General features: G+C 49.4%; 11 protein-coding genes and 1 pseudogene. 10 read left to right on the top strand and 2 right to left on the bottom strand.

The annotated features are described in order from the left end of the window. Nucleotides 1–35: 35 nt before the first annotated feature. Nucleotides 36–1,658, bottom strand: coding sequence for a response regulator (locus ACO0LM_RS01140; RefSeq protein ID WP_423033513.1), 1,623 nt, complete (start codon nt 1,656–1,658; stop codon nt 36–38). Between the two features lie 406 nt (nt 1,659–2,064). On the opposite strand from ACO0LM_RS01140, the gene ACO0LM_RS01145 reads away from it, so the two are divergent. The 10 genes and pseudogenes from ACO0LM_RS01145 to ACO0LM_RS01190 all read left to right on the top strand — a co-directional run. Next, nucleotides 2,065–3,021, top strand: a complete 957-nt coding sequence (locus tag ACO0LM_RS01145) for a cytochrome-c peroxidase (RefSeq protein WP_423033515.1) — start codon at nt 2,065–2,067, stop codon at nt 3,019–3,021. Further along, nucleotides 3,018–4,826 carry a DAHL domain-containing protein gene (locus ACO0LM_RS01150; protein WP_423033517.1) on the top strand — a complete coding sequence of 603 codons (1,809 nt, stop codon included), beginning with the start codon at nt 3,018–3,020 and terminating at the stop codon, nt 4,824–4,826. The genes ACO0LM_RS01145 and ACO0LM_RS01150 overlap by 4 nt, the downstream gene beginning before the upstream one ends. Next, nucleotides 4,823–7,558: an EAL domain-containing protein gene (locus ACO0LM_RS01155; RefSeq protein WP_423033519.1), complete on the top strand. Its 2,736-nt coding sequence runs from the start codon at nt 4,823–4,825 to the stop codon at nt 7,556–7,558. The genes ACO0LM_RS01150 and ACO0LM_RS01155 overlap by 4 nt, the downstream gene beginning before the upstream one ends. Before the next feature lie 55 nt (nt 7,559–7,613). Continuing rightward, a complete protein-coding gene (locus tag ACO0LM_RS01160; RefSeq protein WP_423033521.1) occupies nt 7,614–9,026 on the top strand; it encodes an ATP-binding protein in 1,413 nt (470 codons plus the stop codon). A 525-nt stretch (nt 9,027–9,551) separates the two neighbouring features. Then, the gene (locus ACO0LM_RS01165) at nt 9,552–10,685 is read left to right on the top strand and encodes an FG-GAP repeat domain-containing protein (protein ID WP_423033523.1); all 1,134 of its coding nucleotides are present in this window, start codon (nt 9,552–9,554) and stop codon (nt 10,683–10,685) included. A 384-nt stretch (nt 10,686–11,069) separates the two neighbouring features. Further along, nucleotides 11,070–16,706, top strand: a complete 5,637-nt coding sequence (locus ACO0LM_RS01170; RefSeq protein WP_423033525.1) for a hypothetical protein — start codon at nt 11,070–11,072, stop codon at nt 16,704–16,706. Nucleotides 16,707–16,708: 2 nt separating this feature from the next. Beyond that, nucleotides 16,709–18,679 carry a YncE family protein gene (locus ACO0LM_RS01175; protein ID WP_423033527.1) on the top strand — a complete coding sequence of 657 codons (1,971 nt, stop codon included), beginning with the start codon at nt 16,709–16,711 and terminating at the stop codon, nt 18,677–18,679. Between the two features lie 35 nt (nt 18,680–18,714). Next, complete coding sequence (locus tag ACO0LM_RS01180; RefSeq protein ID WP_423033529.1) at nt 18,715–19,770, top strand: SCO family protein; 1,056 nt, start codon at nt 18,715–18,717, stop codon at nt 19,768–19,770. Beyond that, nucleotides 19,760–21,304 carry an ABC transporter substrate-binding protein gene (locus ACO0LM_RS01185; protein ID WP_423033531.1) on the top strand — a complete coding sequence of 515 codons (1,545 nt, stop codon included), beginning with the start codon at nt 19,760–19,762 and terminating at the stop codon, nt 21,302–21,304. Before ACO0LM_RS01180 ends, ACO0LM_RS01185 begins: the two co-directional genes overlap by 11 nt. Nucleotides 21,305–21,403: 99 nt before the next feature. Then, nucleotides 21,404–21,754, top strand: a pseudogene (locus ACO0LM_RS01190) (IS6 family transposase); the annotation flags it as partial. 23 nt (nt 21,755–21,777) lie between these two features. Here the strand turns inward: ACO0LM_RS01190 and ACO0LM_RS01195 are convergent. Beyond that, nucleotides 21,778–22,158 carry a hypothetical protein gene (locus ACO0LM_RS01195; RefSeq protein ID WP_423034002.1) on the bottom strand — a complete coding sequence of 127 codons (381 nt, stop codon included), beginning with the start codon at nt 22,156–22,158 and terminating at the stop codon, nt 21,778–21,780. Nucleotides 22,159–22,356 lie beyond the last annotated feature (198 nt).

Raw genomic sequence — 22,356 nt, forward strand, 5'->3', positions numbered from 1 at the left:
ATCTGGATGGATTCGCGAAAAAATGTCACTTCACTTCACTTCAGTTTCATGGCGGCGTCTATTGCTTCAGTAAATTTAGTAATATCAATGGGTTTGGTGATATAACGAAAGAAACCGGAAGCTATCCCCTTTTCTATATCGGAGGCCATCGCATTTGCCGTAAGCGCGATAACAGGAATATGTGCCGTTCTTAAATCTTCACTGAGAATTTGCCTGGCTTCAATTCCGTCTATGCCAGGCAAATTAATATCCATCAAAATAATTTGAGGTGAATGCAAGCGAGCCATTTCTATTCCTGAAAATCCATCGGATGCAGACAGGAAACTGAAATCGGGGCGAAAGCGCATGAGCTCTTTGACCAGTCTGAGGTTCGTCGGATTATCTTCTATATAAAGTAAAGTTTTTTGTCCTTTTTCCAGGGAGTCATTCGATGATTCACGCACCGCTCCTTCGACGGCACTACTCATCAAGGCTGGCGTCATAGGATCACTCATAGGCAGTTCTATCCAAAAGGTACTGCCGACCCCTATTTCACTAGAAATACCAATTTTTCCACGCATTGCGTCGGCCAGATGCTTTACTAATGCCAGGCCGATTCCAGTACCTTCTTCGTCAAAAACTTCACGCCCCAGACGATTGAATGGTTGAAAAATAGTGTCGAGTTGAGCTGCGGTGAGACCAATACCGGTATCCTGAACATAAATACGCAATTGTTTTCCATCAGTCTTTTCGCAACTTACTGTAACCACGCCATCTGGCCGGTTATATTTAATTGCATTTGACAACAGATTGATCAATATCTGTTTCAAGCGTATTCTGTCAGCAAAAACATGCAAGCCATGAACGGGCTTGAATTCAACACCAATTGATCGCTTTTTTGACAAAGGTTCGATCATCGTACTGCATTCAGAAAATACATCTTCAAGCGCAACGGGCTCAAGTGATAAGCTCATTGCACCTGATTCAACTTTCGCCAAATCGAGTATTTCGTTAATCAAAGTAAGCAAGTGAATTCCTGCTTCTTCTATATGCTGTGCAAATTCTCTTTTTTCATCCAGTGTTGTTGATAGCGTTTCGGACGTTAGTATTTGTGCGAAGCCAAGGATGGCGTTAAGTGGCGTGCGCAACTCATGGCTCATGTTGGACAAGAAGGTAGATTTTGCCCGGTTCGCAATATCTGCTTGCGTTTTGGCCAATTCAAGGTCTTTGTTCAAGACGGCAAGTTCATCGACGTGGGCGTGTAACAGGAGTTCAAGATTGGCGTTTTCCATTCGCAATGTCCGTGCTTCCAGCGCCCTTGTAAGCACAGGAAGGAGTGCAGAAATTTTGAATGGTTTAATGATGTAATCAAATGCGCCAACTTTCATGGCTTCCACAGCAGATGCTATCGTGCCCTCCCCGGTCATGATAATGCATGCCAGGTCGGGGTCAATAAGGCGAGCCGCTTTCACCATTTCGATGCCGTCGAACTCTGGCATCATCAAATCAGTAAGCAGGAGGTCAAATGTTGTTTCCCGCATTTTAATCAATGCTTCCGAACCAGAAACAAAGCCGGTAGTGTCGCAATCGTGATCGCGTAATAAATCACACAGCGCACTCATATGCAGTACTTCGTCATCGACGATTAATATTCGCGGATACGTATTAGGCGTTCTCATCCAAACTCCTGACGATACCTCATCACATTTTCTTGTGAATGAATGCATATATAGAATTATATGCTTTCAATATAGCTGGACTTTTTTTAAAAACAACAAATATCAAAACAGAAATTTTCTTTTTCTATTTTAGATATCTATGTACCAATAATACCTGCATATCCGGAAAAATTATTGCCGTAAAATTAATAAATTCCTGATTAAATCTGGTTTTTCAAAGTCACTCCGGTATTTTTGCGGATTACGACGAGGCTGCGTGCTGATCAGTTGTTTCTTAAGTTAATAGCGAAGTGCCAAGACATTCTTATAATAATTTAATAAATTGAATCACCTTTCTTGATTCATAGTATTATTAAATTGCCACCAAATGAACACCATGCATGGAAACCTGTGCAAAGGAAGATCGATGTCTTTCAGTTCTTTGAGATTTGCCCTTTTATTAATGTCAGGGGTTTCAAATTCTGCTCTGCCGGCCTCGCTGGATGAGCCAATTAAACCCATCCCTTTTTCGCTGAATCAAAATCCAGCCAGAGCAGAAATTGGCCGGCAACTATTTCGTGACCCTCTTCTTTCTGGAAACAATAAAATATCCTGCGCAAGTTGCCACAATCTTGAAAAAGGTGGCGCAGATGGACTGTCACGCTCTATTGGCCTGAATGGACAACAGACCGAAGTCAACACACCTACCGTTTTCAACACGGCATTCAATTTCAAGCAATTTTGGAATGGGCGCGCAGATTCTTTAGAAGCGCAGATCAGTCACGTGATTCAAAACCCTGCCGAAATGGGGTCGAAATGGGAAGAGATCGTACTTAAAGTATCTAAAGATACAAAGTATCAACGAGCTTTCATTGCATCTTATAAAGATGGGGTTACAAAAGCCAACATACAGGATGCAATTGCCACTTTTGAACGCACCTTGATCACACCCAATTCGCGTTTCGATAAATACCTTCGTGGCGATAATTCAGCCATTTCTGATGCTGAAAAAATTGGTTACACCAAATTTAAACAGTATGGCTGTATAGCCTGCCATCAAGGTGTCAATGTTGGCGGGAACATGTTTCAAAAATTTGGCGTCATGGGTGACTACTTTAAACAGCGAGGAAAACCAACAGAAGCAGATCTTGGACGTTATCTTGTCACAAAAGAAGAAGGAGACAAGTACGTGTTCAAAGTACCTAGTCTACGCAATGTTGCGCTGACCGCGCCCTACTTTCACGACGCATCTGCAAAAACACTCGAAGATGCGGTTGACGTTATGTTTAAGTATCAACTTGGACGTGTGGCTTCAAAAGAGGATAAAGAATCCATCGTCAAGTTTCTCAATACATTAACTGGTGAACTCCCCAATAAGCCATGAGAACCAAGCATAATCCATTCACCTGGCTCCCAATGACCGTTCTGGGCGCGTTGCTTTCCTCGGCACTCTTTTTCTTATATATAAAAACAAAAAATTTCGACCCTGCTCTCTATTTCGAAAACATTGCCCTATTACGTCAAATTAAACAGCTAGACGCACATTGGGAATTGGATGTGATGAAGTCCAAAGTCGGAATCAATAAAACTTACGATCCCTTAGTTGATCCACTTTCAGATTTAGATAAATTGCAGCAACAATTGGATTTGATTGCGGAAAACAACAATCACAATACGAACCTGAAGTTGGAAAATGAAATTAAAATTTTTGAGAAAACCTTACAGAAAAAATCAATTCTGATTGAACGCTTCAAATCTCACAACGCCATCCTTAGAAACTCCTTAGCGTTTCTTCCAACTGCAGCTGAAGATATTCAAAGCCTGCGCGCTCATGCAAAAGATGCTGCCAATTTTGAAAAAATTGCTGGCAGTGTAAAAAAAATACTACTGACCTGTCTGGTCTATGACCAGGCAGCGTCGGAGGAAAAGGCAATCGAAATCGAATCTGAGTTAGTGCAATTAATAAGCCTGGCAAAAAATCTCCCCTTGAATTTCACCGAAAGAGTGGACATATTTTCCGCTCACGTGCGAACCCTCTTGCGAGAACACGGGATTGTCAATGAACTTTTAAAAGACATCTCCAACCAGCCAACTGCTGCGAGTATAGATGCGATCAATAACTCTCTTAATATTGAACAACAACTAAACACGGAATTAATTCAGAAATATCGATATTATCTATTGTTATTTGCCGCTGCACTGACGGGCTTATTTTTATATGCTGCCATTCGTTTAATTCGCAACAATGCGCTTATACAGCGTATCAATGGTGAGTTGCAGTATGCAAACAACAATTTGGAACAACGAGTCCAAGAACGCACGCATGAATTAAAAACTTTGCAAGCTGAATTGATCACAACTGCCCGCCAGGCAGGAATGGCGGAAATTGCCACAAACGTACTTCATAACGTAGGTAATGTTTTAAACAGCGTAAATGTTTCAGCCGAATTAGTCAGTAATCGAATTCGTGCATCTAAAATAGCCGGGCTAGGAAAAGCTGTTCAACTTATAGATGAACATGCCGAAGATTTGGGAGATTTTTTCACCAAAAACCCAAAGGGTAAATTATTACCTGATTATCTTGGTAAATTATCTACCGCAATGCTTGACGAGCAACAAGCAATTATCAACGAACTTTCCCAGCTTGTTAGCAGTATTGATCACATCAGAGATATCGTTACTACACAGCAGTCATATGCTGGCACATCAAGTGTGCTCGAATATTGTCAACTTGACGAACTTATTGAAGACGCATTGCGTATAAGTGTAAGTTCATTAGTACGCCACAACGTGAAGATCGTCAAAGAGCTTGGCGTGGTCCCGTCTATGTTACTGGACCGGCATAAAGTGCTGCAGATATTGATTAACCTTATTAGTAACGCAAAAAATGCAATGGCCGGTAAACAAAGTGACCATCATCAGATCACTTTGCGCATGCATCAAGCGCAAGAAAAAACCATACAAGTACAGGTCATCGATAACGGCGAAGGCATTCCCCCAGAAAATATCACCCGTATCTTTGCACATGGATTCACCACCCGGAAAAATGGTCATGGCTTTGGGCTGCATAGTTGTGTTTTAGCAGCGAAATCGATGGGTGGAAGTTTAGCGGCAAGCAGCGACGGCGTGGGAAAAGGCGCAGTTTTCACATTCGAATTTCCGATAAAATCAGGAAAAGAGAGCATATGAATTCACTGAAAAACAGACGCATTTTGCTCATAGACGACATGCCTCCAATTCATGAAGATTTCCGAAAAATTCTCGTTGGAGATTCAACAGAATCAGAACTTGATGATGTAGAAGCGATGTTGTTTGGAACAAAAGCGGACACTTCTTTTGTCGGGTTTGAGTTGGATTCTGCGTATCAAGGGCAAGACGGCATGGAGATGGTGCAAAAATCACTGGATGCCAACTTACCCTATGCGATGGCGTTCATAGACATGCGCATGCCTCCGGGTTGGGACGGTGTCGAAACGACAGAGCGCCTGTGGCAACTGGACCCAAGACTGCAGATTGTCATTTGTACCGCATACTCTGATTATTCCTGGGAAGAAGTATTAACTCGCCTGGATACACGCGATCGCTTATTAATTTTAAAAAAACCTTTTGACCTGATTGAAGTCCGCCAGTTGGCCAACACTCTCACCGCCAAATGGGTCAGCGGCCAACAAGCCGCCTTGAAAATGGAGTACCTGGAACAAATTGTTCAAGAACGGACGAAAGAACTTACCAATGAAATGCAGGTACGAAAAGAAGCACAAGCAAGCCTTGAGATCGCAAATCATAATCTGCAAGAGAGTGAAGAACAATACCGCTTACTCGTTGAATTGTCTCCAGATGCCATCTTGATTGAGCGTTCAGAGAGAGTTGTTTTTGCAAATAGAACCGCTTGTGACATGTTTCGCGTACACCAAATTGATGACTTGTTAAATCGCTCTATAGCATCACTGTTCGTGTCGCCCCCACCCTCTGCCACGGTGCATCTCAGCACTTTGGAAAAAAATATTGATACTCAGCTTTTAGCCGAAGAATTAGTACTGCGCCTTGATGGTGACGAAATCCATGTCTTGGTAACTCGTCTTGCTTACACTTATCAAGGAAAATCAGCGACGCAGTTGGTAATCCGGGACGCGACCGAACACAAACGGGTACAAAAACAATTGCAATATCAGGCTAACTACGACGCATTAACTGGTTTACCAAATCGTCATTTGTTAATGGACCGGCTCCATCAGGCAATATCACATGCACAAAGAAACGAAGGGCGCTTAGCGATATGTTTTCTCGATTTGGATCGTTTTAAATGGATCAACGACAATTTGGGACATGCTGCCGGCGATGAATTATTGAAGGTAGTTGCTCTGCGTATCGGCGCCTGTTTGCGCGAAACGGACACGATTGCTCGTTTAGGTGGAGATGAGTTTGTTTTGCTGCTCTATAACCAAAATGGACAGGCGCACGATGTCGAACTTGCCATTGGTCGTGTTGTGAAAAGCGTTGCCCAACCTTTGATACTCGCTGGCCGGGAAGTCAACATAAGTTGCAGCATTGGGTGTAGTAATTTCCCGGAAGACGGTATGGATGGAAATGAATTGCTTAAGTTCGCTGACGCCGCCATGTACCGGGCAAAAAAAATGGGGCGCAACAACCTGCAAATTTACAACGAGAATTTGCATCGTCACCTGGATGAGCGAAAAAAACTAGCCATCGACTTGCAACGCGCAATTGATGAACGTCAGTTATCGCTGGCGTATCAGCCTCAAATTGATTTGCGCAATGGCAAAATAATTGGTGCTGAGGCGCTACTTCGATGGCAACATCCTGAATTAGGAAATATCCCCCCTTCGCTATTTTTGCCACTGGCCGAAGAAACGGGTTTAATAGAGTCACTAGGTGCATGGACGATAAGGACAGTCTGCGAACAATGCAAGGCATGGCGGGAAGCGGATCTTCCTACCCTATGCATAAGCATCAATCTATCGGCAAAACAAGTAGAATGGCCTGATCTAAAACAATGCATTGCGGATTGTTTAGCCACGAATAATATAGAACCTTGCCATATTGAGTTGGAGTTAGCTGAAAGTACGATCGTTCAAAATATTGAAAAAATTATTTTGATCATGACCGATCTTAAAAGCCTGGGAGTGCAATTGGCGATTGACGACTTTGGTACAGGTTACTCGAACTTACGATCATTGGCAGCACTGCCAATTGACAAGATCAAGTTAGATGGATCTTTTATCAATGATGTTGTCAGTAGCCCAGACAATCTGGCAATTGCCAATACCATTATTGTGATGGCACATCAACTTGGATTGAAAACAGTTGCCGAAATGGTGGAAACGGCTGGTCAGGTTGCCCTGCTGACTTTAGGTGGTTGCGATCAGGCACAAGGGTATTTTTTTAGTCCGGCCTTGCAAGCTCCAGAATTGATGTCCTTTCTGCAGGCTGGTCCGCTTCTCGTTCCAGAACCCAGATCAAAAGATTGCTTCACCCGGACCCTGCTTGTACTGGATGACGATCCTGGTATGACGCGCGCAGTAGTGCGGGGATTAAGATTTGATGGCTACCGCGTACTATTGGCCAATCGTGCAGAGGAAGCTTTTGAATTACTTGCCTGTAATAATATTGGTGTAGTTTTATGCGATCAACAACTACAGGAAACCACTGGAGTGGAGATGTTGACAAAAATTAGGCGTTTGTACCCTGGTACGGTTAGATTACTTTTTAGTGGTTATAAGGAATTTGACGCTATGACTGCAGCAATTAACCAGGGTGCCATCTATAAATTTTTAGGCAAACCTTTCAGTAATCATGAACTTCGAAAAATTTTGGCTGAGGCATTTGAGGTATATGATCGTAACGTGTCTGAGACCCGTCGACAATCAGAAGCATCCATTGCGAAAAGCAGGTTGAATTAAAAAAATCCGAAAAACTCTGAAAAAATTCAATACATGAAAGTGCATAGTTAAATTTATGGACTATTTTTCAAATAGACGTATTTTGCTCATAGACGACATGCCTCAGATCCATGAGGACTTCCGGAAGATTCTCGTTGGGAATTCAGCAGAATCAGAACTTGATGATGTAGAAGCGATGTTATTCGGAACAAAAGCGGATACTTCTTTTGTCGGGTTTGAGTTAGATTCTGCGTATCAAGGGCAAGACGGCATGGAGATGGTGCAAAAATCACTGGATGCCAACTTACCCTATGCGATGGCGTTCATAGACATGCGCATGCCTCCGGGTTGGGACGGTGTCGAAACGACAGAGCGCCTGTGGCAACTGGACCCAAGGTTACAGATTGTCATTTGTACCGCCTATACCGATTATTCCTGGGAAGAAGTATTAACTCGCCTGGATACACGCGACCGCTTATTAATTTTAAAAAAACCTTTTGATCTGATTGAAGTCCGCCAGTTGGCCAACACTCTCACTGCCAAATGGGTCAGCGGCCAACAAGCCGCCTTGAAAATGGAGCACCTGGAGCAAATTGTTCAAGAACGAAACAGTGAAGTATTGCAGGCAAATAGATTGCTGGAAAATGAAATCAATGAACGGAAATTATTGGAAAGCCAACTGATACAATCAGAAAAACTGGCATCTATTGGTCAACTCGCTGCCGGGGTTGCGCATGAAATCAATAATCCTATCGGCTTCATATTTTCAAATTTCAGTACTCTGGAAACGTATCTTGAACGGCTATTCGAAATGCTGACTGCCTATGAAAATGCCGAGGGCCACATAGCTTCGCCATCACTTGTTACAGAAATAAAAAATTTACGTGAACGCATTGAATTACAGTATTTAAAAGACGATATTCCCTATCTTATCAACGAATCCAAGGATGGAATAACACGTGTCAGTAAAATTATTCAAGACCTGAAGGATTTTTCTCGAACAGATACAGCCCAGCAATGGGAATGGGCTGACCTCCATCGAGGTATAGAATCCACGCTAAATATAATAGCTAGTGAAATCAAATACTCTGCAGATGTAATTAAAGAGTATGGTGCTATCCCTGAAGTGGAATGCATGCCATCTCAAATCAATCAAGTAATCATGAATCTTGTGGTCAATGCGGTGCACGCATCTGTATCGAGCCGTGGGCAAATTACTATCCGGACAGGAACCGGGAATGAGCAGGTCTGGATAGAAATCGAAGACAAAGGCAGCGGCATCCCAGAAGATGTCTTGCCTCGAATTTTTGACCCCTTCTTTACCACTAAACCGATCGGTAAAGGTACAGGATTGGGCCTGTCTTTGTCTTATGGAATCATACAGAAACACAATGGCCACATTGACGTAAGTACGGCAATAGGTCGAGGAACAAAATTTCGTATAATTTTACCGATCAAACATATTGACAATGATTGCCATGGCGCTTGAAGGTTTTGGCAGGGCTAGCTTTATGAGGGGCCTTGATCCAGAATAATCACCGCGCATGTGTTCAGGCTGGCAGCACCGGTGATCGGCTCCCCCCCCTCTTTCACCCCCTCGTAAACGCTCAATGAAATGGTTGGTTGCGACTGCATGATCTGATACAAGGTTTCAACGCGACTCTTCACTCTCCCTTCTTCTGACCCTGACCAGGTAACAACACCAGAAATTCTTCCTCACCATAGCGCTCCACGGTAACGAATGTAAAACCAGGTAAATCAAATTTTCATTTGCCAATGAAGCGATTAGATTACTCAATGGGTTGAAATTCAAATGCGTTCAATAAATGAATAGATAATTTTCTATTACATTTATTATCGACACATTCAGTGAAACTGATTGCGTGCAAAAAAATAAATTGACAATAATATGCCCTCTTTTACTTACTTAAAAAGACGCTTGCTTAGCTACGCTTTCGCTTGTTTTTCTCTCAGTGCATGCGGTGGTGGTACAACATCGGACAACGCAGCCACAGTGAGTACATCGGTCATTAATACAACGACTGCGACCACCACAACAACAGCAAATACCACAACAGGAACCACCTCTTCGGGTTCGTCGTCGAGCGCGACAAGTGCTGTTACCTGCAGCTATAGTCAGTTATCAATACTTACTGTCGGTGCCAATCCGCGTGCTATCGCCAGCGGTGACTTTAACAAGGATGGCGTTCTGGATCTGGTTACGGCCAATCTGGATGCTGGTACGATCAGCGTATTGATCGGTAAGGGAAGCGGTAATTTCGGTGATGCCGTCACTTACCATGTAGGCAGCAATCCATATCAAGTGGTAGTCGCTGATTTTAATGGTGACGGTTATCCCGATATCGCTACTGCCAATTTTGGTGGCAGTGAAATCAGCGTTTTACTGAATATAGGTGACGGTACTTTTGCTACTGCCATCAGCTATTCCACTGGAAGCAAGCCGCGCGCCCTGGTTGTAGCCGATCTGAATGGCGACAAGATCGCAGATATTGCAGTAGCAAATTCCACCGCCAGTTCTGTCAGTGCTTTGCTGGGAAATGGAAATGGCACATTTAAAACTCAAATCAGTGCTTCAGCCGGTTCGGTGCCGCATGGCATAGTCGCTGCCGATTTTAATGGTGATGGGCGTATGGACCTGGCCGTTGTCAACAACGCCAGCACTGGTAAGGTAACACTGCTGCTTGGCACAGGCAATGGCAGCTTTAGCAGTGGTAGCACGCTGAGTGTTGGCACAAGCCCTTTTGGTCTTGCAACGGGTGATTTTAATGGCGATGGACTGGCAGACCTGGTTGTCGCGAATCAGGGTGACAACAGCATCAGCGTGTTTATGGGTAAAGGCGACGGCAACTTTGCTACGGTACAAACCTATGCAAGTTCAGGCCCGGCCGTAGCGGTCACTGTTGCGAAGCTGCGCGGCAGCATTACAGACATTCTTGTACCCACATTTACTGGCAATACCGTGGATATCTTTACTGGTACCGGTACGGGCACATTTATCCGTAGTATCAGCCTCAACAGCAGCGGCGCGTATGCAGTTACAACCGGGGATATCAACAATGATGGTGCACTCGATATTATCGTCGCAGGTAGTGCTGGAGTGAGCTTATTTAAAGCTACTTGTTTTTAATGTGCCACTGACTCGCAAGTTTCACCAAGTTGCGTCCGCTGCCCAACAATTCTATAGCTTGGCCTTTTGATTTCTGGGCAGATTGCTCGACTCAACTCAACGTCAAATCCTTATCGCAACACAATCCATAGTTTTCATGTTAGCTATTTTAACGTTGCCATCTTATTGCGACAGAACCCCATGGCCTGCGCCTTTTTATGGTTGCCTATGTGAAACGTCAACAGACCCTAGTATTTTTATCAAAAAATATTTACTTTTATTTAATTTAACTTAGTATAATATTCATATTATCTAATTTGCCATTTTCTGGTTTGCACGGAATAGGTAAAACAAGCGGTGTGATTTGGGTTTTCCATTCATCAAATTTAGTGGGGGGTTTCTTCCATGAACTATCGCCTTCGTTCTTCTGCCAAATCTGTGCTGTCCCTCATAACGTGTGTCATGGCGATGGTACTGAGTCACAGCTCCAGTGCTAACAATCTGGCATCGAATGCGGCCAGTGCCAAAACGATTTTCGTGGATGTCGTCGCGCTTGATCAGCCTTGGTGGTTCAACCGCCTCGGCGCGTCGCAACCCAACGGCAAAATGTTCGCACTCAAACGCGATGTGGTATCCACTGATACGCACGGCAATTGCGCAGCACCGGCACTGTGCCCCGGGCACGTTGCATTGCGCGCCGATAAGCGTCCGCGCCCAATTGTTTTGCGGGTGGCGGTTGGCCAAACGCTAGAAATCAAGTTTACCAATCTTCTCACCTCATCGGGGGGCGTTAGCACAACGTCGGCTGGTGTGCATATCGCGGGCCTTGAATTGGATGCGAATGGCGTTGCAACTGCATTTGCACGTGGCAATCCCCCACAGTCTGGGCCGGGCATCAATAATGACGCCACTTGGGTTGGCAAAAATGCCAATGCCTACGCTGCCCCCAAGCAGCAGATGAACTACCGCTATATCGCAAAGGAAGAAGGTACCTACATGCTTTACAGCGCTGCGGGTGACTGGAACGGCCAGTTGGCAGCGGGTTTGTTCGGCGCGGTGGTGGTTGAGCCGCCTAATTCCGAGTGGTATCGCAGTCAAGTGACCAACGCCGATATGCTGCTGGCTTCAACCCAGACTTTGCCTGACGGACGCCCACTGATTAACTACAACGCCACCTTTCCACACGGTAACCCGCGTGCCGGGCAACCCATTTTGAAGATGACGAAGCCCATTGGCGATGGTCGCGACGAGCTGATCTACACCGACCTCGGTGCGATTGTCACTGGCCCTGGCGGGGGTGAATTCCCGTTTACCGAAAAGGGGCCAGACTTTTACGCAAATCCTACCTACCCCGAACGGCGTCAACCGTTTCGCGAATTTGCCGTGATGTATCACGAAGTTTTTAGTACCGCACAGCAGGCGTTTCCACAGTTTACTAAGAATCATCCGCTCAGCAGTGTTCTCGGTGCAGGCAGTGATTCTTTCGCCATCAACTATGGCGCAGCGGGTATTGGTGCCGAGGTGCTGGCTAGTCGGTTGGGGGTCGGCCCTATGGGCGGCAAACAGTCGGTTGATTTGAAGTTTGAAGAGTTTTTCCTGAGTTCTTGGTCTAATGGTGATCCTGCGATGGTGGTCAATGTGCCTGCCAACGCTGTCATGCCCTTTACCGCTGGTGGCGCTGCAGTGCCACCCCCCACCGATACACCAATAAGTTCACCTGTTTCGCCAGTTCCCGCAAGCCTGCGTGCCACCAAGGCCTACTATCCTGATGATCCCTCCAACGTCTATCACAGCTATATGCGCGATCATGTGACCATGCGTCTGCTGCATACCGGGCAGGGTATTACCCATGTCCACCACTTGCATGCACACCAGTGGTTACGTTCGCCCAACAGCGATGATTCGCATTACCTCGATAGTCAATTGATTGCGCCTGGCTCGACCTATTCACTTGAAATGGCTTTTAATGGTAGTGGCAACCTGAACGAAACGGTTGGTGATTCGATTTTCCATTGCCATTTCTACCCCCATTTCGCCGGTGGTATGTGGGCGTTGTGGCGGGTACATGACGTTTTTGAAGCGGGTACCAGGCTTGATGCCAATGGCATACCAACCCCCGGCTGGAACCGCGCTTTGCCTGACGCTGAAATCACCGCTGGCACACCGATACCAGCCATCGTCCCACTGCCGACGCTGGCCATGGCCCCTGCGCCTGCCTTGGTGCAGTTGATCGACAAGGGCACACGGGTCGAAGTTAGCGCGAAAGGCCAGACCGCTAGCGGCGAGCCGATTTATGACAATCCGGGATATCCATACTTTGTCCCTGGTGTGTCAGGCCACCGTGCGCCCCATCCACCGATCGACTTCGCATGGGAAGAGCTCAACGGCAAGCCCAAACTTGATGCCTCAGGCAATAAAATTTACCTTGACGGCGGCCTGCCGCGTCATCAGGTGATGGACGGCACCATCGTGCACGAGTTGCATACGCGCTGGGATTTCAGCAAGGATTTCATCGCCTACGACAAAATGGGCGCGCCCATCGCTGGCGGCTTGGTTGCTTTCGCACTGCCAGAAGAAGGCACGGCGGTCGAAAAAGCGGCGATGGCAGCGCATTCGACGCGCACCCGTGCGTCGGTGCTGCCCAACGGCGCGCCCGGTAATTTCATCCTCAACGGCTTGCCACCCGTGCCCGGTGCACCATTTGCTAATCCCGGTGTCAATAGCAATGGCAATGGCCTGAGTTTGGGCAATACCCGGCGCTATCAGGCAGCGGCTATCCAGACCGACGCAGTACTGACAAAACAAGGCTGGCATTATCCGCAACAGCGCATGCTTACCTTATGGCAGGATGTTGCCCCGACCTTGAAAGGTGAGCGCGCGCCTCAACCGCTGTTTTTCCGTGCCAACAGCAACGAGACAGTCGAATTTTGGCACACCAATTTAGTGCCTGACTACTATGATCTCGATGATTTTCAAGTGCGTACGCCGACTGACATCATCGGCCAGCATATTCACCTCGTGAAGTTTGATGTGCTCGCCTCCGACGGTGCAGGTAATGGCTGGAACTACGAAGACGGTACCTTCAGCCCCGATGAAGTGCGTGGCCGCATCGATGCGATGAACTTGCAGGGTGGTATTTTTAACTTCGATGCCAAAACCCAGTTCAAGGGAACCATACAGACTAAGCTCACCGCGAAATCCGCGCCCGCGGTTTTCGGTCAGGCACCGCTTGGTCAAAATTGGGTGGGCGCACAGACCACGATACAACGCTGGCAGGCCGATCCCATCGAAAACAACCAAGGTGACGACCGCACCCTGCGCACCGTGTTCACACATGATCATTTTGGCCCATCGACCCACCAACAGGTCGGCCTGTACGGTGGCCTGTTGGTCGAACCGCAAGGCTCCAGATGGTTTGATCCAATTTCGGGCGGTTTGCTCTATGACAAAGCGCAACGTAGCGATGGAGGGCCGACCAGTTGGCAGGCCAACATTGTGACTGCCAATTCGGCCGACAGCTATCGCGAATTTGCCCTGGAGTTTGCCGACTTCCAGCTCGCCTACACGGCAGGCAGCCCGTCCGTGCGTAGTGTGCCCACGACACCACTGTTTACCACGGTGTTCAGTCCAGTACCTGTGGTCGGCCCGGTCACGCCTGCGATCAGCACCTATTTTGCAAATAACGGTGTGACCCTCGCAGCCAATGCGAAAATTATTGCCAAGGGTTCTGATCTCCTCATCGAGAGCGAGAAAGTCATCGGCGTGCCTGACAACTACTTGCTAAAACCCGCGCCAGCGCCCGCAGTTGCTGGCACCTATCAGGCAGTGCCACAAAATAGCCCGGTCGGCTGGTCGTCACCTCAGTTCGCCATCAACCCGACTGGTGCCGATCCAGTCAACCAATCTAGTGGCGCGCCGTTTCCGACGCTCATCAGTACCCCTGGAGCGCCGGGCGCGTTTTCGCTGAACTACCGTGCCGAACCGATTCCAGCACGGGTGTGGAATCCAGCTACTGGCCAGGTCGCTTCAACTAATCACGAAGGTGACCTGTCGTTTGCGTATGCATCAATCATCCGTGCCGATAAATCACTCAACGTGCAGCCACTCCCAGGAACACCAATTGATATAAATAATCCTGCTGGCTTCAAGTTCCCCGCCAATATTGCGCCAACCATGAATGGCAGCGGTGCACCGGCAGACTATGCGAAAGTGCAGCCCACCGACCCCTTTACACCGATACTTCGCGCCTATGCGGGCGACAAGGTGCAGGTACGGACACTGGTGGGCGCGCATCATAACCCGCATTTCTTTTCCATCGATGGGGTAAAGTGGCTCTACGAACCCGGCTCTGCCAACACGGGGTTCCGCAACAACCAACCCATGGGTATCTCTGAGCACTACGAGATGTTGTTCCAGTTGCCCTTGGCGACCGCAGCGACCAAGATGCCTTTTGCAGATCACCTGTATAACGCTAGCGCAGGCACTGACGGCATCACCAATGGCTTGTGGGGATTCATGCGCTCCTATAAGCAAAAAGTGGATCACTTGGTGCCGTTGCCCAACAACCTCCCGCCCGCCACACCCATGGTTGCCACTATCGAGCCACCACCAGGTGCCAAGGTGCGTAGTTTTACAGTCGTCGCGACTACTGCAAAGCAGGCACTTGTAGGCGGCACGCTGGTGTACAACAACCGTGGTCAAGTTATAGAGAATCGCATAAAGCCAGTCCCTGGATCAGCGAATAACATTCAAAATCCGAATGCGTTGATCTACTTCCGTGCGGAAGACCTTACCTCGCCCGACGCCAAGGGGAAACTCAAACCCGGTGTGCCGATCGAACCGCTGATCCTGCGTGCCGCTGCGGGCGAATGGATTAAGCTAACCCTCATCAATGCGTTCAAGCCCAGCGAATTGCCTGCTGTTTTTAAATCTAACACGGAGGCATTGGCACCTTACGATAATATGCCTAACGGGAATGTCACCATGAATACTTCGCAACATGTGGGCCTCAACCCACAAGTTGTTGGCTATGACATCACGCGTGGTAATGGCTTGAATGTCGGCTTTAATTCAACTGTCACCGTTGCGCCAGGCCAGACTGCGGCCCCCGTCTATTGGTATGCCGGAACACTGGAATTTGAAAACGGCAAGCTCAAGGAGACGCCCGTTGAACTTGGCGCCATCAACCTCAACCCGTCTGATCCGCTGTTGCAGCATACTCAAGGCATGGTTGGTGCATTGATCATTGAACCAGAAGGTGCAACTTGGAAGGAAGACAGCAATATGCGCGCTGCGGCAACGGTGACCTATGGTAAAAAAACGTTCCGTGATTTTGTGATGATTGCTCAAGATGATTTGAATCTGCAGACGGGTACTCCAGGGGTTGAGGCTACGCACGCCATCAACTATGGTACTGAGCCAATGGCGTATCGTTTTCCGACTAGCTCAAGTCTACCACCCGATTTCAAAGCCGCCACCTCGAACTGGCAAGTTGGCAATCTCGATCCACAAACGCCGATTTACACCGCCCCACCTGGCAGTGAAGTACGCTTTCGCATGCTCCATCCAGCCAGTGGCTCCGGTGCGGATGGTGAAACGCTGACCATCGACGGTCACGTTTTCCAGGAAGAACCGTACTCCAACGACAGCCGCACAATAGCGTACAACCCGCTCTCGCAATGGTTTGGCGCACGCGGCGGGCACGGTGCCAGGAATCGCTTTGAAGCCGTGATCGCTAGTGCAGGAGGCGAAAAGAAGGTGAAGGGGGATTACCTCTATCGGTCATTGATTACCTTCGGTGGTGGGGATTTTGTCGCAGGCCAATGGGGTATCTTCCGTGTCCAAGACGGCAAGGGATCGCAAGCGACGATCTTGCCTGTCCAGGCTGACGGCAGCAACCTGCTCAAGAGCGCCACTGATGTCGAAGAACAGGCTGCAAGCAAACAAGTCGTTGTTGAAGAATCGGCCATCGTGAAGCGTTTTAAAAATCGTAATAAAACACATAAACAGCGCTTGGCAGACTTGCCTGAGGCAGTGAAATAGTGATGCCTAGCTCACGCATTGCGGTTTTTTGTTGCGGCTCTTTGCTGGCAATCGCATTGCTTGCCAGTCAGCCCCAGGCAGCGGACAGTGCGACGGCCCTCAATACCACGGTGCGGGACGGTGTGGCAGTCGCTTTTTCCCTGCTGCCGGTGAATCCGGCGACGGGGGCGGTTGGCACAGCAACGGCCAGGGAGGCAGCGCGGGTGCGCTTCACCATCACCGACACCACCAGCGGGAAACCACTGACACGGCTACACCCGGCGGCATGGTTGAGCCGACGCGGAATTGAAAACCAAACCCAAACTGGTGATTTTCGCCCACACTCGCTAACGGAAAAGGTTCAAGAATTATTAGGTGGCTCGATTTTTTCCAAGGCCGACGCCGACTTCAACTCGTTTCAAGTTCTCACACTCAACGATGATGCCAGCATCAACGTGGTTGACCCGCTGTTTGGCTTTGGCGGCACGAAACTGCTAGCCCTGATTCCGCTACCAGGCATCGGTACTGACTGGGTGTTCAATGCCAGTAGCACATTGCTTTACGTCACCACGGCTGCCACAGATAAGCTTGCCGTCATCGATACCGCTAGCTGGACAGTATCGACCACCCTCACCCCTTGCGCTAAACCGAGCCGACTGGTACTGCAGCCAGACGCTCATTATGTGTGGGTTGACTGTGCGGCGGCAGATGACGCGCAAGCCGGTGTCGCCGTCATGGCAGCTGACCGGCCTGAAGTCGTCACGCGTATCGTCACCGGGAACGGTCAGCACCACATCGCGTTTTCTGCCGATAGCCGTTGGGCCTTTGTTGCCAATGAGCAGAACCAAACACTCTCGGTAATTGACGTACACAGCCTGAAAAAAGTGCGCGACCTCAAACTTGCCGACCGTCCCACCGGCATTGTCTATTCTGCGCTGAGCGATTCGGTGTATGTGTGGAGTCAAACCAGGGATAGCATCACGGTGGTCGATGCCAGCACACAGAAAGTCGTAGCACACGTGCCGGCCGTGGCAGGAATGGCGCAAATTCGCTTTGCGCCGGGCGACCGTTATGGCCTGATCACTGCCCCCAACCAGAATCTATTGTTGATTCTTGACGCGGTAAGCAACCGCATTATTCAGCGCGCCAGTATCGATCAAGCGCCAGAGCAAGTCGCCTTTTCCAGCGATATGGTGTTCGTGCGACGGCGCGGCAGCGCCAGCGTGGGCATGATTCCGCTCAAAGAAATCGGTCGCGAGGGCTTGCCCTTACCGCTTGCCGAGTTCGTCGGTGGCGAACACGCTTTCGGCCCCCGCTCCAATCTGGCTGACAGCATTGTTCCAGCCCCCGGCGAGACCGCTGTTGTCGTCACTAATCCCAAAGATAAATCGCTCTACTATTACATGGAAGGCATGGCTGCACCGATGGGCACCTTCGATAACTATGGCCGCGAGCCGCGCGCCGTTCTGGTGCTTGACCGCAGCCTGCGTGAAGTGCTTCCTGGCGTATACGAAACCACCGCTGCGCTTCCCGCTGCGGGGGTGTATGACACCATTTTTTTCCTGTCCACTCCAAGGATCATCCACGCTTTCGGTACTAACATTGTCGAGAGTCCGGTACCAAATAAGGTACTGACTGGCCCGACAACGACATTGGTGGCATTGCCGAACCAGACCATTGTTCCGGGGCAAATCGCACGGTTGACTTTTCGCTTCGGTTCAAGCTCAAGTCCAAGTCCAAGCTCACCCAATGCAGCCCTGCCCGTCGTGCCGCCTGATCTTACTTTGCGTGCAGTGCTGGCCCCCGGAACCTGGCACCAGCGCCATAACATGACTCTCTTGCCCGACGGCTCGGTGACGTTCGAGTTTACCCCGCCCAGCCCAGGCTTGTATTACTTTTACGCCGAATCGGCGGCGCTGGGGAAAGCACTCAATAGCGCGCCCTGCCTGGTGCTCCAATCGGTCGAAAAAAACCTCGAAAAGCCACCATTATGACCCGTTTTCGATCTTTGCCAGTAATGCTTTTTTTGATGACTTTAATCGCCTTTGGTACGGGATTGGTCTGGGCTCCGACGGTCGCGGCTGCGACTGCGACATCAGACCCGCTTCCCGACATTGAAGTGCAGGATCAATCCGGGCGAACGTTGCATTTCTACCGCGATCTTGTGAAGGGAAATGTGGTTGCCGTGAATTTTATTTTCACCGGCTGCAGTGCGGTTTGTCCGCTACTTGGGGCTAGTTCGGCGGCACTCAGTCGTGAATTGGAAAAAAATCGCGACCCGCATCAGCGTGTAATCTCGATCAGCATCGACCCCGGCAACGACACACCCAAACACCTACGTGAATGGAAGAGCCATTTCGGCGCTGCCCCCGATTGGACACTGGTCACTGGGAAAGAACGCGACATCAACACCTTGTTGCGGGCGCTGCAGGTCTATTCAGCCGATAAAAATCTCCACAGCGGCAATTTTCTGCTGGGAAATCCTGATACGAATACGTGGCGGCGCGTCGGAGGCAGCACCGCACCAGGCGTTTTGGCTCAAACCATGCGCGAACTCGCTAGTGCGAAAGCGGCAAACATCTCAGCAACGCCACCAAGCGCCGCCGCCAGCTATTTCCCCGACTTACCGCTGCTTGACCAAAATGGCAATGCACATCGTTTCTACAGCGATTTGGTCAAAGGCCGTGTCGTCGTGATTAGCACTTTTTTTTCGGAATGCAACGCGACCTGCCCGATGACCTTCGCACAACTCGCTCGCATTCAAACACAATTGGGTGATCGGCTAGGCCAAGACGTTTTTTTCTTGTCCATTACCGTTGATCCGCTGACTGACACGCCGAAAAAACTAAAGGATTACGCCAGACAGCTGGGTGCCAAGCCCGGTTGGCTGTTTCTGAGCGGTGATCAGGCCAACGTTAATCTAGTACTCGAAAAGCTAGGTCAATTTGTCAAATCACGTGATGCACATTCCAATCTTCTCCTCATCGGCAATGAAAAAACCGGGCTGTGGAAGAAGGCCAACGGCTTGGCTTCGGCTAACGAACTACTGCCCATCGTCGCCAGTGTCATAAACGATGGACACTAAGCTGGTGGCCAGCCACAACCCGGCAGCACGATTTCGATGGCAAAGCGGTATTTCGTCCATTTTTTTCACTTGCCTGATCGCATTCATGTCAATCGACGCAGTATGTGCGCAAGCATCGGAAGCACAACTGTCGAGCGAGTTGGCGCGCGGCCAGAGCATCTATCATCAAGGGCGGCATCAGGATGGGCGGCCCCTCACAGCGCTTAGTGGCGACACCAGTGCCCCGCTACCAAATGCGTTTGTGGCCTGCGTCAACTGCCACGGCTATCAAGCGCGGGGCAAAACTGAAGGCGGCATCACATCGGGCGACATCCGTTGGGGTGTACTTTCTAAACCCTACGACCTTGTTCGGCCCGACGGTCGCCATCGCGCCCCTTATGACGCGACAAGTTTCTTCATTGCGCTTACCACAGGCAAGGACCCGAGCGGCCAGGCGCTCAATTCAAGCATGCCGCGTTTCGATTTGTCCGCAATGGAAACAACGGATTTGCTGGCTTATCTAAAAAACCTAACTCCTGCGGATGAAGGTGTGGGCGACGATATCATCCGTATTGGAATCGCGTTGCCAACCGATCCCAAACTCGCCAGGCGGGCGCAATCAGATCAGAAATTGTTGAATGCCTGGGTCGAGAACGTCAACCGCAAAGGGGGCGTTTTTCGACGCCGCCTCGTTTTAGTCATGAATGTCGCCACGCCCCGACCAGGTACGCCACCAGTACTGGCGGTTCTGGCGAGTGATACCAATACTGCATCGACTCCCCCGACAATGCCAGTAGTGGCTGTGCTTGCTGATTCATTAGCCCCATATAGTCGCTACCACTTTTCCCTCTATCCAGGCAGCCTGGAGAGGATTAGGACGTTGGCCAGCTATGCCACACCGCTCAAGCGTTCGGCGGCGTCGCCGCTTGCCATTGTCTATCCTGAGGGAGCAACATCTAGCGCGTTGCTGGATGGCGCAATCACCGCTCTACAGCCGCTCACTAAAGTCAGGCCAACGCCGATCTTAGCAACAGGGGTTGATGAAGTGGTAGCAAATTTGCGCGCCGAGGGTATCGAAAGCGTACTACTTCTGGGTAACGAGATGTATTTTCAAGATTTTATCGCCAGTGCAAGTCGCCAACAATGGCAGCCATTACTACTTTGGGAAGAGATGCCAGAACATCTGCCGAGAAATGCTAACCAAATGCGTGCCATCACGACCGCACCGGCATTGGCGACCGATATCAGCACCGAGGCACGCGCAGTGTATGCCCGCTGTGTCGGTCACGCTGGCAGCAACGCGCATGAGCAAGTGCGGCAGCTTGGTTTGCTGGCGGCCGCCCAGCTTTTGCTTGTCGCGCTGGAAAATACTGGACGCACCTTAGACCGAGAGCGCTTGGTGGATACGCTGGAAGAAATGCACGAATTTCGTAGCGGGTTCGCACCACGCGGCGGTTTTAGTGTAAAACGTCACCGCGCGGCTTCTGGTCTGTATGTGATACCGCTGCCGGGGTCGCGATTTCAAGCAGCACCAACTTGGATGGGGCTTGATTGAACCTGTGATCGTTCGGGCTAAATATCTTCTTGGAATCGGGGTGTAGGTTACAGGGTTCTGTTGCGGTAAGGCGAAAGTCGGAGTGCTAGAATGGCATTCATGAAATCACTGTCGATCCAATTGGAAGAATCGGTTCTTCGTAGAGTACTCAAGCGCTTGCATTATCCACTTGATGTGATGTTGTTGTGTGTACGTTGGTATGCGGCGTATGCGCTGAGTCTGCGCAATCTAGAGGAGATGATGGCCGAGTGTGGTGTGGAAGTTGATCACACCACGATGCATCGGTAGGCGTTGAGGATCTTGCCGGTCTTGGCCAAGGTGCTTCGCCATCGCAAGCGGCCGGTTGGCCGCAGTTGGCGAATGGATGAGACTTACATCCAAGTCGGCAAGCAGTGGAAATATCTGTATCGAGCAGTAGACAGACTTGGCCACACCGTGGACTTTCTGCTTAGATTGCTCGACTCAACTCAACGTCAAATCCTTATTGCAACACAACCGTTTTTTCTCGCTGGCGGTTTAGGATTGACATTGGACGGCTTGAGCCAGTTCTGGAAATTGATCACCAGGCAGTCGCCCACATTCGCCCGCAAGACCATGGGGCGCGGGCGTTTTCCGGGCCGCAACTGGGCATTGCCTGGCTCTGGCCTGGTGCCGCTAACAGCGACCACATCACCTTGTAGCGCATAAACCATGCCGCCCGGTTGCGAAGTCCCCAGGCGATTAATCATCATCGCCTGGTCAATTGCCACCACGTTGGCAGCGATTGTGCGTTCGCAACGCCCGCTATTCGCTGCCTGGGCCTGAGTGGCAAGCAGCAATGTCAGGGTACAGCCAATCAAAGGGAAGATTTTCATACCTGTTCCATATCAAGAAAGTGAGATGTCTCAAGCCCAGGTTGGGCTGGTCAAGCCTGCTTGTGGTCTATTTGATGGCGTTGCGTTTTTGATACATTCCAAATAATGCATGGCTGACTTTTATTCCTGATACGGCAAAGCCCAAGCTTCATTTGACGTGGATATCAAGCTGACCGTTGCTTTAAAACAGGCGGAACT

Origin of the sequence: Undibacterium sp. Di26W, assembly GCF_049340265.1 — a bacterium.
Classification (GTDB): Bacteria; Pseudomonadota; Gammaproteobacteria; order Burkholderiales; family Burkholderiaceae_D; genus Undibacterium.